We start from the raw sequence: 14531 nt of genomic DNA, 5'->3' as shown, positions 1-14531 counted from the left end.
GCTTTTTTCAAAAAGCTTCAAAAGAACGCTGCCTTCCTGAAAAACGGCGATACCTCAAAGCGTTCATTACTTTTTTAGTGGCTGCCCTGCCCCTGTCTGCCATAGCTGACCTGGGTATCGGGCACAACAAAATGCTTGCCATCGTCACCGCCCGATCCACTATCATCATCCCCGGCCTGATTGGGGTCGTACCCTGACGAGATCATCTGCATCGCCGCCGCATCGGGCGGGGTATGATAGGCTTCGGTGGCGGTTTCATCGGTCGGGTCGGGTGGCCTAGGCAGATGCCGCGACAGCGGGCGCAGCGCGTCGTCACGGGCGCGACTGGCATGGCGTGCCCCCCCATGGGCACCCAGGGGCGGCGGAGATTCATCCACATCGGCCGGATCATTATTGTCATCCTGCCCCCCGCTACAGGCGGCAAGGCAGGCCAGCAATCCGATCATCGCAAGACGCGGTTTCATTCCGGCTGCCCCCAATCCCCCGTTTTCAGTCACCGTCCCGTGCGCTGGTACGGCTACGCACGGTCGGGAAACGATAGCCTGCCATAACGGGACAGGCCAAGGGGATCAATGATCCGCGCCGTCCTCATCAGGGCCAACCAGCATGGCTTCCGCCACGACACCCGCCTGTTCACGCACGCGGCGTTCGATATCGGCGGCCATTTCGGGGTGATCGCGCAGGAACTGCTTGGCGTTTTCACGTCCCTGCCCGATGCGCTGGCTATCGCAGGAGAACCATGCCCCGGACTTTTCAACAATGCCCGCCTTCACGCCAAGGTCGATCAGTTCACCGACCTTGCTGATCCCTTCGCCATACATGATGTCGAATTCGACCTGACGGAAGGGGGGCGCCATCTTGTTCTTGACCACTTTGACGCGCGTCTGGTTGCCCGTGACCTCGTCCTTGTCCTTGATCGAGCCGATACGGCGGATGTCCATGCGCACGGATGCATAGAATTTCAGCGCATTACCACCCGTGGTGGTTTCGGGGCTGCCGAACATCACACCGATCTTGAGCCGGATCTGGTTAAGGAAGATCAGCATGGTGTTGGAACGCGAGACAGACCCCGTCAGCTTGCGCAGCGCCTGGCTCATCAGGCGCGCATGCAGGCCCACATGGCTGTCGCCCATATCGCCTTCCAGTTCCGCGCGCGGCACGAGGGCGGCCACACTATCGACCACCAGCACGTCAACCGCGCCGGAACGCACCAGCGTGTCGGCAATCTCCAGCGCCTGTTCACCCGCATCGGGCTGGCTGATCAGCAGGTTATCAACATCCACCCCCAGCTTGCGCGCGTAACCGGGGTCCAGCGCGTGTTCGGCATCGATAAAGGCGCAGGTACCGCCCTTGCGCTGGGCTTCCGCAATGGCGTGCAGCGCCATGGTGGTCTTGCCCGAGCTTTCGGGACCATAGATCTCGATGATACGGCCACGCGGCAGGCCACCAATCCCCAAGGCGATGTCCAGCCCCAGCGAACCGGTGGAAATCACGTCCACCTGCTCGGTCGGGCGTTCGCCCATACGCATGATCGAACCCTTGCCAAACGCACGTTCGATCTGGCTCAAGGCCCCTTCCAGGGCCTTGCTTTTGTCTATACCCGGAGCCTGTGCCATCGCTGCCTACCCTGATGCTTGAGAAGATGAAGTCCGGACGGGCATCCCGCCCTGCGCCCCCTGTTGGAAACAGGCGGCAGGTCATGCAGTTCAATATGGAACAAAACAGGACCATTTACAATGGCCCCGTCCCCATCCGCCGGGAATAATAATGCCCGGCAGACCTGAAACCGCAGCCTAGCGCGGCCCCATGGCCAGACCCGCGCCACGCGGGTCGGTTGCGGCGGTGCAGGTGCTGGCATCACCCGGCAGGCCATGCGGGCACGATACGGCATTGATGCGACCCTGGGCCGTGACCGGATGGGCGTCGGGCGTCTGTCCCGCCAGTATCTGGCGCATGGCGATCCCAACGGCGGCGGCGGCGTCATTCTGGCCCGACCCGGCGGCCACGGCGCGGAAAGCCCGCCCCTGGCTGGCGATGGCCGCCGCGAACAGCGGCAGCGGCAGGCGCGCGGGGGACGCGCCCAGCACGATACCGGTATTGCCCGCCATGCGCCCGGTGCCAAACAGGTTGTCCATGCTCAGGCTACACGCGACAGCCATGCCCGAATGGTCCACCACGGTGAACGAGGTCGAAGCCGGAAGCGAAGGCAGCCCACCGCCGCTTCCCCCGCCCCCATTGACGAATGCCTGCGCGCGGGCCGTCATGTCGTCACCCGTGCCACTGGCGTGATTGCCATTCTGCGCCCGCCATGCCGCGACGCTGGCCTGCGCGCGCGTTGTCGCATCGGATGAGGATGCGGCACGGAACGCCACGGCACTGCCAAGGCCGCCATCAGCCGGTGGCGGCAGGAAGGCGACCTGCGTGTCCCCGCTGCTCAGGCTCAGCGGCAGGCGTTCGGACGGAATGGCGCTGCGCATGTCGGACATCTGCAATCCGCCACCCGCACCCTGGCTGCCCGCGACAAAGGACTGCCCCAGTGCACCATTATACAGATCGCCCACGCCCATGCTGCGGATCTGGTCCAGCGCACCGGACAGATGGGTCTGCACCAGCGCATCCCCTTCCGCCAGCGCCTTGCCGTCCGAACGGCTGAATACCGCGCGGACACCCGGATCGGCCAGCAGCGGCACCTGTACCGCGGCAAGATCCCCGGCCAGCTGCCGGCTGACATTGATGCCATTGGCCGCCAGCGCGATCGCATCGGGCACCAGTTCCGAGAATGCGGCCGACCCGTACTGCAGATGCATGAGGTACAGCCCCCGCGCCAGCATCGGGACCGCGGCCGGACGGTCGGCATGCGGCATGTCGGGTGCCGTCACCGTACCCGCAACGGGCAGGAACATGAAGGCGCGGCCCCCGTTCTGGTCACCCGGACGGTAGGCAAGGCACGCCCCGCCCGCCCCCAGCGATGCACGTGACGGCAGCGTGACCGACAGCGCCAGCCCCATGGCCGTGGCCGCATCCGCCGCATTGCCGCCGCGTTGCAGGATATCGCGCCCGACCAGCGTTGCCTGCGGTTCATCCGATGAAACCGTGCCGATCAGCGCGCCAGGCGACGGGCCGAACATATGCGACACAAGCCGCATGGGCGAATAACGGTGCCCGGCGCAACCGGCAACCGAAATGGCCAGAACAGCCGAAAGCGCCGTACGCATATAACGGCGGGCGACAGGGGGGATCGAATGCTCAGGCACGCAGCGCTTCTCCAATGGGCAGGTCGGCTTTGATGAATTGAACGGATCGTTGCACGACCGCGCGATCATGGCAGACCCATCCCGACTTAACGGCCTTACGGGCCGTGGGCAACAGGCAGCCTGCCCCGTTCCCCACCATCGCCCATTCCTTTCGTATGCCCGATCATCTACAGACACATTATCCCGACATGACAACGGAGCAAACCCGTGACATTCATTTCCCGCCGCCGGTACCGCCCGCGCCTGCTGAACGCCCTGCTGGCCGCGGGGGCCATGACGGCTGTGGCCACTGCCGCACCCGGTGCAGGGCATGCCGCCGACACCAGCGGCTTCACCCCGGCACAGCGTCAGGAAATCGTGGAAATCATGCGCAATGCGCTGAAAACCGATCCCACCATCCTGTCCGATGCGATCACGGCGCTGCGCAACAATGCCAGCGCCGCCCAGCAGAACGCGGCCCGCAATGCGCTGGAAAGCCATCGCGCCGACCTGCTGACGCCCGCGGCCAGCGATGCGATCCTGGGCAATGCTGCGGGGCATACAACGGTTGTGGAATTCTATGACCCGCGCTGCCCTTACTGTCGCAAGGTACTGCCCGACCTTGATCGCCTTGCAAAGGAAGACAAGGACCTGCGGATCGTGGAAAAGGTCATTCCCGTTCTGGGGCAGAACAGCCTGATCGCGTCACAGGCGCTGGTCGCCGCTTTCGTCCAGGGGGGGCAGCCTGCCTATTTCCGCATGCAGACAGCCATCATGAACGATTCCGTCACCCCCACGGCCGACCGGATGCGCACGCTGGCCACCCAGTCCGGGCTGAATGCCGCGACACTGGCCAGTGACATGAACGGCCCCAGGGTCACGGCCATCCTGCAGGCGAACATGGAACTGGCCCGTGCCATCGGGCTGGATGGTACGCCGACCTTCGTCTTCAACGCCCGCCAGATCATTCCGGGCGCGGTCAGCTATGATGACCTGAAAAAGGCGATTGCACAGAGCCGCTGACCCACACGCCACCACCCATGCCAGCCCGCGCCCCGGACATGCCGGGCCGCGGGCCAATGGGTTCAGGCCATGGCGGCCACAGGCTGCGTGGCAAGATCGTTGATGCGCAGCAGGCGGGACAGGGCCGTCACCATTTCGTCCATCATCTCATCCGTATGGAACGGCCCCGGCGTCAGCCGCAGGCGTTCGGTGCCACGCGGCACGGTGGGATAGTTGATGGGGGTGGCGTAGATCCCGTAATCGTTGAGCAGACGGTCGCTCAGTTCACGGCAGCGCTGGGCGTCGCCCACCGGGATCGGCACGATGTGGCTTGGCGTCATGGTGAAGGGAATGCCCGCCCTGCGCAGCTTTTCGCGGAAGGTGTTGACGCGTTCGAACATGCGTTCGCGACGCCAGCCATCCTTGCGCACCAGCCGCACGCTGGCCAGCGCCGCCGCCACGACCGCGGGCGGGAGCGCGGTGGTGAAGATGAAGCCCGAAGCCGACAGGCGCAGGTATTCGACAATATCGCTGGTCGCGGTGATGTAGCCGCCATGCACGCCAAACCCCTTGGCCAGCGTGCCTTCGATAATGTCCACCTGATCGGCCACGCCGTCGCGTTCGGACACGCCGCCGCCCTGATCGCCGTACAGGCCCACGGCATGCACTTCGTCCAGATAGGTGATGGCGCCATACTTGCGCGCCAGCGCGCATGTCCCGGCGATATCGGAAATGTCGCCGTCCATGGAATACACGCTTTCAAACGCGATCAGCTTGGGCGCATCCTTGGGGGCCGCGGCCAGCTTGGCTTCCAGGTCGGCAAGATCATTATGTTCGTAAATGACGGTGGTTGAACCGCGTGCGCCCTTGATCCCCGCGATCATGGACGCATGGTTCAGCCGGTCGGAAAAACAGATCCAGCCGGGCATGCTGCTCAGGATCGTCTGCAGGGTCGCCTGGTTGGAGACATAGCCGGATACGAACAGCAGGCCCGCTTCCTTGCCATGCAGGTCGGCCATTTCGGCTTCCAGCGCGGTATGGACCGGGCTGGTGCCCGCGATGTTGCGCGTGCCACCGGCACCCGCACCGTGTTCATGGATTGCCTGGATCGCGGCTTCGACCACCACGGGATCAACGCCCATGCCCAGATAGTCGTTGGAGGACCAGACCACGACCTCCCGGTCCTGCGGGCAGGCAGGGGTTGACGGAGTGGCCTGTGTTTCCGGCTGGTCATACAGGGGATAACGTTCGGCCTGGCGTGCCAGTGGGGTGAACTGCCGGTATCGACCCTGCGCGCGGATATTCTCCAGCGCCGTCCGGCAGAACCGGAAGAACGGATGCCCATCCACTTGATTACTGGACACTGCTGCTTTTCTCCATGCACACCCCGAATCTGTTCCCGGGGTCTTCATTCATGATGGTCACCATTATGGGTGACCCGCGCCGGGGGGATGATGTTCCCCTCACGCGGCGCTATCGCCGGGGGTTAAGCGCCAGCGGGCCATTCTTTATGGCATGATGGAGGCGGGAATTGCAAAACCGCATTGGACTACTCCACGTAAATGCAGACCTGGGTTGCGCTGCCCGCAGGCACGCTACGGGCGTCCATCTCCGTCTGGCTACCGCCTGCGCCTGCATCCATTACTGCCTGCAACACGGGCTGGCCATTGGCGTCCACCACCTTCTGCATGTCCGGCACGGAACCATCGGCCCGGTCGGGCACGCTGACCACGATGGTGAACAGCGCATTGGGCTTGCGCGACAGGGCGTCGGCCACGGCGGTACGGACGGCGGGCCTCCACTGTGTATCGGGGGTTCCGGCCACGATCGTGACCAGCGCCGGACGGTCCATGCCGGGTACCGGCGGCGGCGGACGCTGCGGCAGATGCGGCGGGTCACCCGCATGGCGGTTGAATGTCTTCTGGCTGACCAGCCTGCACCCGGCCATGACGGGCAGGCAGGCGACTGCGACAAGGACGGCACGGCGGACAGGGCGCGGATATGGACGGGACATGACCCCTACCGATACAATATCCCCCAACCGTGGCATAGTAGGACAATACCGCAATTGTTGCCGCCACCCGCGCAGCGCATTAGTCATGCACAAGCGGCCCCGACCGATATACCCCGCCCCATGGACGATGCCGATGCCAGAAAACCAAGCCAGCACGCTTCCGCCCGCGACGCCGCCCGCCGCCCCCAGCATGCCACAGCGGCTGGCGACGGCGATCCGCCATGCCATCGGCACCCATGAACCCGATCCCCGCTACGCCCCGCATGCGCGGGTCATGGCCGATTTCTGCGCGGTGTTGTGGAGTCGCTTCCTGCGCTTCGACCCCGCCAGCCCCGAATGGCCGGACCGGGACCGCTTCGTGGTCTCCTCCCCACGGTATCGTGTCCTGCCGCGCATCATGGCCGAACTGTCGGGCCAGACACCGCGGCCCCCCCGCATGGACGGCCATACCGCCGCCCACCATGACCGGCAGGCCTGCGGCCCCAGCGGGCAGGGACTGGGGGCCGCAATCGGCATGGCGCTGGCGGAACAGAACCTTGCGGCGCGGTTTGGCCGTTCACTGGTCAATCACCGTATCTGGGGACTGGGCTGCTGGACGGAACTTTCCACCGGTGTCGCACTGGAAAGCGCGGCACTTGCCGGCCAGATGGGGCTGGACCGCGTCACACTGGTCGTTGGCCTGTGGTCAGGCGAGCGCGAAGCCGTGGACGCCATCCTGCCGCGCTACAGCGCATCGGGCTGGTCGGTCAGAAAGGTGAATGCAGGCAGTCCCGAACAGATCGCGGCCGCCATCACGTCATCGCAGCGGACGCACAAGCCCTGTCTGATCGCCTGTATCGCGGCACCCGAAACCGATCCGCCGCCGCCCTTTGTCGATGATCCGGGCCTGTGGGCGGGGGCAGCGCGCCGGGGGGCCAGTGCGCGGCGTTCGTGGCTGCGCAGGTTGCTGAAGGACAGGCAGAAAGCCGAATTCGAACGCATGGCCCGCAACCAGCGCCCCGCCTTCTGGCAACCCGACTGGCAACGGTCATGGCGCGAACACGGCAGCGCGGTCGCGCGTATCTCCACCACCTTCGCGGCACGGCGGGGACTCGAGACCCTGCATGAACTCCTGCCCGAACTGACGTGCCTGCGTTCACGCCGGGGCATGCTGGCCGACGTGCCCGCCAACCGCCGCAATGGCGCCGAGATGGACCTGTCATGCGGGACGCAGGTGCATGGCATGGCGGCACTGCTCAATGGCATTGCCATGCATGACGGGCTGCTGGCATTCGGCACATCGACCATCATTGCAGTGGACCGCATGCGTCCCGCCCTGCGCTATGCCGCCATGACGGACCTGCAGGTGATCTACCTGCTGACCGATGACGATTTGCTGCGCGGCGACGGGGGTGGCGGCCAACCGGTGGAACAGCTGGCCAGCCTGCGCGCCATGCCCAATGTCGCGGTTTTCCGCCCCGCCGACCACCGCGAGACCATGGAATGCATGGAACTGGCATTGCGGCGGACCAGCGGGCCAAGCCTGCTGACGCTGGAATCCGCCCCCGCGCTGGCAACTTCCACGGCACCCGAACGTGAACAGCACGGGCTGACCAACCTGTGCGCACGCGGCGGTTACGTGCTGGCCGAAGCCGAAGGCGCGCGGCAGGTCACGCTGATCGCCACGGGGCATGAGGCGATCCTGGCGCTGGCGGCGCGCAAACTGCTGCGGGAAGCGGGAATTGCCGCGGCTGTCGTCTCCCTTCCATGCTGGGAACTGTTCGCCGTGCAAAAAATGACGTATCGTGCCGCGGTGCTGGGAACGGCACCCCGGATCGGGATAGAGGCCGCTTCAGGGTTTGGATGGGAACGATGGCTTGGAACGGACGGGCTGTTTGTCGGCATTGATGGATTCGGGGCGCCTTCCACCCCTGACCAGCCAGACAGCACGGCCGACATCACGCCGGAACGGATCTGCCGCGACGCACTGCGTCTGGTCCGCCACCCGTCCGACACCCTGGCTGAAACCACGGGAGGAAACGGCGCGCCGTCCGGGATGGCATCGGTCGATGCCAGTGTGTGAAATGTCTGACCTTACGGAGAAAATAAGAAAATGGCTGTTAAAGTCGCAATAAACGGTTTCGGTCGCATTGGTCGCCTTGTACTGCGTGGCATTATCGAAAGCGGGCGCACCGATGTCGTGCCCGTGGCCATCAATGACCTGGGCAGCGTGGCAGACAACGCACACCTGCTGTCGTATGACAGCGTGCATGGCCGCTTTCCCGCCGATGTAAAGGTGGATGGCAATCAGATCATCATCACCGCCAACGGCCGCACCTATGATCCCATCACCGTCTCGGCCGAGGCCGACCCGACGAAGGTGCCCTTCCAGGGCGTGGACGTGGCGCTGGAATGCACGGGCCGCTTCACCGACAAGGAAAAGGCCGCCCAGCTGATCAAGGCGGGCGCGCGCAAGGTGATCGTGTCCGCCCCCGCGTCGGGCGTGGACGCCACCATCGTGTTCGGCGTGAACCAGGATGTGCTGACCCCTGACATGACCGTCATTTCCAACGCGTCATGCACCACCAACTGCCTGGCCCCGGTGGCCAAGGTGCTGGATGACACGTTCGGCATCGAATGCGGCTACATGGTCACCATCCATTCCTACACCGGCGACCAACGCACGGTTGATACCCTGCACAAGGACCTGCGCCGCGCACGTGGGGCGGCGCTGAACATGATCCCGACCTCCACCGGGGCCGCGCGCGCCGTGGGGCTGGTGCTGCCACACCTGAAGGGCCGGCTGGACGGCACCGCCATTCGCGTGCCCACGCCCAACGTCTCGCTCGTGTCGCTGGATTTCGTGCCCAAAAAAGCCCCGGCCTCGGTCGAGGACGTGAACGAGGCGCTGCGCGCGGCATCCGAGTCCGGTCCGCTGAAGGGCATCCTTGCCTACAACACCGCGCCCCTGGTCAGCACGGATTTCAACCACTCCCCCGCGTCCTCCACCTTTGACGCGACCCAGACCGCCGTGATCGATGGCGGCAAGCTGGTGCGCATCTGCAGCTGGTATGACAATGAATGGGGCTTCTCCAACCGCATGGCCGACACGGCTGCCGTATTCGGGGCACTGTAATGGGCGCCACATCATTCAAGACGCTGGATGACCTTGACGCCACGGGCAAGAAGGTCCTCCTGCGCGCCGATCTGAACGTTCCGGTCCGGAACGCGCAGATCACCGATGCAACCCGTATCCTGCGCCTGCTGCCCACCATACAGGAACTGGCGCAGAAGGGTGCGAAGGTGATTGTCGTCAGTCACTTCGACCGCCCCAAGGGCAGGCCCGTGCTGGAAATGTCGCTTGGCCCGATCGCCGATGCGCTGGGCGATGCGCTGGGCCGCCCGGTCACATTCGTCGATGACTGCATCGGCCCGAAGGTGCAACAGGCGGTGGACGCCATGCAGGACGGGGATGTCGTGGTGCTGGAAAACACCCGCTTCTACCCCGGTGAGGAACAGAACGACCCCGCGCTGGCGAAGGAATTCGCGTCCCTGGCCGATTATTACGTCAATGATGCGTTTTCCGCCGCCCACCGCGCCCATGCCTCGACCGAGGGCGTGGCCCGCCTGCTGCCATCCTTTGCCGGGCGGTTGATGGAAACGGAACTCAACGCGCTGAACATCGCGCTGGAAAACCCCGCCCGTCCGGTGGGGGCCATTGTGGGTGGGGCCAAGATTTCCACCAAGCTCGACCTGATCGGCAACCTGCTGGCCAAGGTGGACATGCTGATCATCGGTGGCGCGATGGCCAACACGTTCCTTGCGGCCCAGGGCGTGAATGTGGGCCGGTCGCTGCAGGAAGCGGACATGCACGACACCGCACGCGACATCCTTGCGAAAGCAAAGGAAAAAGGCTGCGAGATCGTACTGCCGGTTGACGCCGTGACCGCCACCGATTTCAAGGCCGGTGTTCCGACCCGCACCGTGCCCGTCACCGCCATTCCCGATGACGCGATGATGCTGGATGTCGGGCCGGAAACGGTAAAGCTGATCGAGCAGAAGATCGCGACGCTGAAAACGCTGGTCTGGAACGGTCCGCTGGGCGCGTTCGAGATCACGCCGTTTGACGCCGCAACCAATGCGGTGGCGCGCGACGTGGCGCGCCTGACCGATTCCGGCGCGCTGAAAAGCATTGCAGGCGGTGGGGATACGGTTTCCGCCCTGCGCCATGCAGGGGTGGAGAAGCATATCTCCTACATCTCCAGCGCGGGCGGGGCCTTCCTTGAATGGATGGAAGGCAAGACGCTGCCGGGCATCATGGCGCTGGAAAACATCTTTGAACGCGCCATGCCGATCTAAAGGCAAGTCATAAAAGTTTCTGGGTGCCGCCATTTTCAAAAAGGCGGCGTTCTTCGAAGCTTTTAAAAAAGCTTCACCAAAACCTTTTCCAGGTCAGGGACCATCCCACGGGGTGGTCCCTTTTTTATGCCCCCCCCCCCGACCATGTCGTTCAAACCGGTTCGACTGGTGGCTTGCAATCAACTCTTCTGCCAGTTCGGACCGCCATGGAGAGACATCCTCGATTTGCACGGCCCGACGTTTCATTTCCGCCGCTGCGGCCAGCACTTCCCGCCCTGCCCCGGCGTTAACTGTTCACAGGACAGAAAAAGCGTCTATCCGACAGCCGACTTCTGGCATGCCTGACCCCGTGGCTTAAGGGCCAGGTTCAGACCTGCGGCGGATGTTCCTGTGGTTCATCTGCTCCCTCGCCATCTGCGGCGGTGGTTTCATCATCACGTTCAATAACCTTGATCGAATCGCCAACCAACCCTTTGGCAAAGGCTTCGGCGGAGAACGGACGCAGGTCATCGGCCTGTTCGCCCACGCCCACCAGATGCACCGGCAGCCCGAACGCATCGGCCAGCGCCACCACGATCCCGCCGCGGGCCGAACCGTCCAGCTTGGTCACGACCAGTCCGGTTACGTTGACCAGTTCCTTGAACACCCGCACCTGTTCCACCGCGTTCTGCCCCGTGGTGGCGTCCAGCACCAGCAGCACGGAATGGGGTGCGGTTTCATCAAACTTGCGCATGACGCGGATGATCTTGGCCAGTTCCTCCATCAGCGCACTCTTGTTGTGCAGGCGGCCCGCCGTGTCGACCAGCAGCAGGTCGGCCTTTTCCGCCGTGGCGCGCTTGAGGGCCTCGAACGCCAGTCCTGCCGCATCGGCATTGGGCTTGCCCGCGATGACGGGGGCACCCGTGCGCTCGCCCCATACCTGCAACTGCTCGACGGCGGCGGCGCGGAAGGTATCGCCCGCGACCATCATCACCTTCTTGCCCTGTTCACCATAGAAACGCGCCATCTTGCCGATGGTGGTGGTCTTGCCGGTGCCGTTCACGCCAACAACCAGCACCACATGCGGCTTGTGCCTGGGATCGGGTTCAAACGGTATGGCGACGGGCTGGAGGATGGTGGCGATTTCTTCCGCCAGCGCCTGACGCACTTCCTCATCCGTCACTTCCTTGCCAAACTTGGAACGGCGGAAAGATTCAATGACCTTTTCCGCCACACTCGGGCCAAGGTCGGCAGAGATCAGCAGGTCCTCCAGATCCTCCAGCGCCTGGTCATCCAGCTTGCGCCGGGTGAAGACGGCGCTCAGGCCACCGCTGAGTTTCTGGGTGGAGCGCGACAGCCCCGCCTTGAGACGTGAGAAGAAACCAAGTGCCATATCAGAGAATTTCCGCAACCAGTCCGTTATCGTCAACCGCCGCCGGGCGCACCGTTTCAATGCGTCCAGCCACGGACACCGCGCCATCCACCAGCCTTACCGGGGCGAATTCCTCGCTATGTCCCGCCGTGTCCGTTTCCATCAGTACCCGCAGCGTGCGGCCCATCAGGCGTGCATGGAAATCATGCGCCGCCCGTGCGCCCGCGGCGCGCAGGCGGGCCGCGCGCTCCTTGCGTTGTGGCACGGCAATGGCCGGCATGCGGGCCGCCGGTGTGCCCGGGCGTTCACTATAAGGAAAGACGTGCAGATAAGGCAGGGCATTCGCACGCACGAAATCGAGTGTCTGTTCGAACAACGCCTCATCCTCGGTCGGGAAACCGGCGATGATGTCTGCCCCGATCCCGATATCGGGCCGCAGCGCCCGCGCCCGCGCTACCACCGCCTGCGCATCCGCCGTCAGGTGACGGCGCTTCATGCGCTTGAGGATGATGTCACTCCCCGCCTGCAGCGACAGGTGCAGGTAGGGCATGAAGCGCGGTTCGTTTTCCAGCAGCTTCCATATGTCCTCATCAATCTCCACTGGATCGACCGAGGACAGGCGCAGCCGCTCCAGTTCCGGTACCAGCGCCAGCAGCCTGCGGCATAACTGCCCAAGCGGGGGCCTGCCCGGCAGGTCATCGCCCCATGAGGTAATGTCCACGCCCGTCAGCACCACTTCCCGGTAGCCTGAGCGCACCAGCGCACGCACCTGTTCCACGACCACGCCCACCGGCACCGAACGCGACGGCCCGCGCCCGAAGGGAATGATGCAGAAGGTGCAGCGGTGGTCACAGCCCTGCTGCACCTCCACAAACGCACGGGTACGACCGGCGAATTCGGTCACCAGATGCGGCGCGGTCTCCTGTGCTGCCATGATGTCGGACACGGCATTGCCCTGACCCAATGCCATCTCGCTCCAGCTTGCGGCATCCAGTTTTTCGCGGTTGCCCAGCACGCGGGTCACGCCGGGCAGGGCCGCCCAGCGGTCGGGATCGATCTGGGCGGCGCAGCCGGTGACCACGATACGCGCATCGGGCCGCGCGCGGTGGGCGCGGCGCACGGCCTGCCGGGCCTGGCGCTCGGCCTCCCCCGTCACCGCGCAGGTGTTCACGATCACCACATTATCCAGTCCGGCGGCGTGGTTGCGCATCACCTCGCTTTCATATGTATTGAGGCGACAGCCGAAGGTCAGGATTTCCGGCTTCTTCATCGGGGGTAGTCTTCCGGGTTGAACGTGCCGGTGAAACTGGTTTTCGCGGGGCCTGTCATCAGCACATGCCCGTCGCTTTCACGCCAGGTAATGGTCAGTTCGCCGCCATCCATCATTACCGTGCAGGTCCGCTCCACCAGTCCGCGCCGCACGGCATTGACCACGGCGGCACATGCACCCGACCCGCAGGCCCGCGTCAGGCCGCTGCCACGTTCCCAAACCCGCAGCCGCATGGCGTCCCGGCCCGTGACATGGGCGAAACCGATATTGGCGCGTTCAGGGAACAGGGGGTGGTGTTCCAGTTCCGGCCCGGCCACGCATGGGTCCACGGCATCGGCAGCAGGCATGAAAAAGGTCGCATGCGGATTGCCCATGGACACGGCGGCCGGATCGCCCGCGATGGGCAGATGCAGCGTGTCCATCGCTTTTGCCAGCGGCACATCCGCCCAGCCCTGCGCGGGTGTACCCATATCCACCGTAACCAGACCGGGGCGGATAATGGTGGCGTGCAGCACGCCCGCGCGGGTCTGTAACCCCACACGATTCTGCCCCGTCTCGTGCGCCACAAGGTCGGCAATACAGCGCGAGGCATTGCCGCACGCCCCCGATTCCGTACCATCGGCGTTGAAAAAGCGTACGAACACGTCCGCGCCCTGCGCACAGGCGGGGCGCAGGGTCACGAACTGATCACAGCCGATGCCGGTATGGCGGTCGGATAATGCGGCAATGCGGGCAGGTGTCAGGTCATGGCGGTGGATACGTTCATCCACCACCACAAAGTCATTGCCCAGCCCGTGCATCTTGAGAAAACCGGTCATCATCCGTCCTGTATAGGGCCAACCCATCCATATATGCGAGCGGGATGGCACCCCGCGCCCGGCCTTGCAAGCCCGATCAGAGAAAACGCCCCGGCCGGCCGCGCTGCAAGACTTCAATCCTGTAGCCATCCGGGTCGGTAATGAAGAAGAACCGTCCCACGAACCGCTCCCCGCACGACATGTCCCTGATCGCCAGCGGTGACAGGCCCGCAGCCGCAAGACGGGCATGTTCCGCGTCCACATCCGCGACCGATACCGCCAGATGGCCATAACCATCGCCAAGGTCATAGGGCGTGGTGCGGTCGTGGTTGACGGTCAGTTCCAGTTCGAACGTCTGTTCGTCATTGGACAGGTAGATAAGGGTGAAGGTATCAAAAACAAGCCGGTCGGCCACCTTCAGGCCGAAAGCCGTATCATAGAATGCAAGGCTCGCGGCTTCATCACGCACGCGGATCATCGAATGGATCATACGGGCCATTCTGCTTTTCTCCTGTTCCCTACGGCA

General features: G+C 64.3%; 13 protein-coding genes. 4 read left to right on the top strand and 9 right to left on the bottom strand.

Annotated elements, in window-relative coordinates:
• Positions 1-74 precede the first annotated feature (74 nt).
• From AC1RQ9_RS00900 to AC1RQ9_RS00890, 3 genes are all read right to left on the bottom strand, one after another.
• On the bottom strand, positions 75-446 hold the full coding sequence (locus AC1RQ9_RS00900) for a hypothetical protein (RefSeq protein WP_193733566.1): 372 nt from the start codon (positions 444-446) through the stop codon (positions 75-77).
• A gap of 123 nt (positions 447-569) precedes the next feature.
• Entirely contained in the window at positions 570-1616 is a 1047-nt protein-coding gene (gene recA, locus AC1RQ9_RS00895; protein WP_193733559.1) for a recombinase RecA, read from the bottom strand.
• Between the two features lie 177 nt (positions 1617-1793).
• The gene (locus tag AC1RQ9_RS00890) at positions 1794-3215 is read right to left on the bottom strand and encodes a gamma-glutamyltransferase (protein WP_485985406.1); all 1422 of its coding nucleotides are present in this window, start codon (positions 3213-3215) and stop codon (positions 1794-1796) included.
• A 246-nt stretch (positions 3216-3461) separates the two neighbouring features.
• Between AC1RQ9_RS00890 and AC1RQ9_RS00885 the strand changes: the two genes are divergently transcribed.
• Positions 3462-4256, top strand: coding sequence for a DsbA family protein (locus AC1RQ9_RS00885; protein ID WP_193733558.1), 795 nt, complete (start codon positions 3462-3464; stop codon positions 4254-4256).
• A 62-nt stretch (positions 4257-4318) separates the two neighbouring features.
• Here the strand turns inward: AC1RQ9_RS00885 and hemA are convergent, their stop codons facing one another.
• Positions 4319-5647, bottom strand: coding sequence for a 5-aminolevulinate synthase (hemA, locus tag AC1RQ9_RS00880; RefSeq protein ID WP_485985228.1), 1329 nt, complete (start codon positions 5645-5647; stop codon positions 4319-4321).
• A gap of 137 nt (positions 5648-5784) precedes the next feature.
• Entirely contained in the window at positions 5785-6249 is a 465-nt protein-coding gene (locus AC1RQ9_RS00875; protein WP_485985227.1) for a hypothetical protein, read from the bottom strand.
• Between the two features lie 133 nt (positions 6250-6382).
• On the opposite strand from AC1RQ9_RS00875, the gene AC1RQ9_RS00870 reads away from it, so the two are divergent.
• Genes AC1RQ9_RS00870 through AC1RQ9_RS00860 form a run of 3 tightly spaced genes read left to right on the top strand, consistent with a single transcriptional unit; the run spans position 6383 to position 10587 of the window.
• Positions 6383-8311 carry a transketolase-like TK C-terminal-containing protein gene (locus AC1RQ9_RS00870; protein WP_485985226.1) on the top strand — a complete coding sequence of 643 codons (1929 nt, stop codon included), beginning with the start codon at positions 6383-6385 and terminating at the stop codon, positions 8309-8311.
• 30 nt (positions 8312-8341) lie between these two features.
• Positions 8342-9364, top strand: coding sequence for a type I glyceraldehyde-3-phosphate dehydrogenase (gap, locus tag AC1RQ9_RS00865; protein WP_193733554.1), 1023 nt, complete (start codon positions 8342-8344; stop codon positions 9362-9364).
• Positions 9364-10587 carry a phosphoglycerate kinase gene (locus AC1RQ9_RS00860; protein WP_485985225.1) on the top strand — a complete coding sequence of 408 codons (1224 nt, stop codon included), beginning with the start codon at positions 9364-9366 and terminating at the stop codon, positions 10585-10587. Before gap ends, AC1RQ9_RS00860 begins: the two co-directional genes overlap by 1 nt.
• 367 nt (positions 10588-10954) lie before the next feature.
• Here the strand turns inward: AC1RQ9_RS00860 and ftsY are convergent, their stop codons facing one another.
• The 4 genes from ftsY to AC1RQ9_RS00840 form a co-directional block, all read right to left on the bottom strand.
• Positions 10955-11959, bottom strand: a complete 1005-nt coding sequence (gene ftsY, locus AC1RQ9_RS00855; RefSeq protein ID WP_485985224.1) for a signal recognition particle-docking protein FtsY — start codon at positions 11957-11959, stop codon at positions 10955-10957.
• Position 11960: 1 nt separating this feature from the next.
• Positions 11961-13208: a tRNA (N(6)-L-threonylcarbamoyladenosine(37)-C(2))-methylthiotransferase MtaB gene (gene mtaB, locus AC1RQ9_RS00850; protein WP_485985223.1), complete on the bottom strand. Its 1248-nt coding sequence runs from the start codon at positions 13206-13208 to the stop codon at positions 11961-11963.
• A complete protein-coding gene (gene dapF / locus AC1RQ9_RS00845; RefSeq protein ID WP_485985222.1) occupies positions 13205-14029 on the bottom strand; it encodes a diaminopimelate epimerase in 825 nt (274 codons plus the stop codon). The genes mtaB and dapF overlap by 4 nt, the downstream gene beginning before the upstream one ends.
• A 73-nt stretch (positions 14030-14102) precedes the next feature.
• Entirely contained in the window at positions 14103-14504 is a 402-nt protein-coding gene (locus AC1RQ9_RS00840; protein WP_193733549.1) for a VOC family protein, read from the bottom strand.
• Between the last annotated feature and the right edge of the window lie 27 nt (positions 14505-14531).

Source organism: Komagataeibacter ossonobensis, assembly GCF_057359305.1.
Note: the sequence above shows the minus strand (reverse complement) of the source record. Positions and strands in the feature narration are given on the sequence as shown.

Bases quoted from the DNA above. Each gene is read 5' to 3' on its own strand.
- mtaB (WP_485985223.1), bottom strand. From the start codon at position 13,208: ATGAAGAAGCCGGAAATCCTGACCTTCGGCTGTCGCCTCAATACATAT.
- gap (WP_193733554.1), top strand. From the start codon at position 8,342: ATGGCTGTTAAAGTCGCAATAAACGGTTTCGGTCGCATTGGTCGCCTT.
- dapF (WP_485985222.1), bottom strand. From the start codon at position 14,029: ATGATGACCGGTTTTCTCAAGATGCACGGGCTGGGCAATGACTTTGTG.
- AC1RQ9_RS00875 (WP_485985227.1), bottom strand. From the start codon at position 6,249: ATGTCCCGTCCATATCCGCGCCCTGTCCGCCGTGCCGTCCTTGTCGCA.
- recA (WP_193733559.1), bottom strand. From the start codon at position 1,616: ATGGCACAGGCTCCGGGTATAGACAAAAGCAAGGCCCTGGAAGGGGCC.
- ftsY (WP_485985224.1), bottom strand. From the start codon at position 11,959: ATGGCACTTGGTTTCTTCTCACGTCTCAAGGCGGGGCTGTCGCGCTCC.
- AC1RQ9_RS00890 (WP_485985406.1), bottom strand. From the start codon at position 3,215: ATGCGTACGGCGCTTTCGGCTGTTCTGGCCATTTCGGTTGCCGGTTGC.
- AC1RQ9_RS00860 (WP_485985225.1), top strand. From the start codon at position 9,364: ATGGGCGCCACATCATTCAAGACGCTGGATGACCTTGACGCCACGGGC.
- hemA (WP_485985228.1), bottom strand. From the start codon at position 5,647: ATGAAGACCCCGGGAACAGATTCGGGGTGTGCATGGAGAAAAGCAGCA.
- AC1RQ9_RS00840 (WP_193733549.1), bottom strand. From the start codon at position 14,504: ATGGCCCGTATGATCCATTCGATGATCCGCGTGCGTGATGAAGCCGCG.
- AC1RQ9_RS00870 (WP_485985226.1), top strand. From the start codon at position 6,383: ATGCCAGAAAACCAAGCCAGCACGCTTCCGCCCGCGACGCCGCCCGCC.
- AC1RQ9_RS00900 (WP_193733566.1), bottom strand. From the start codon at position 446: ATGATCGGATTGCTGGCCTGCCTTGCCGCCTGTAGCGGGGGGCAGGAT.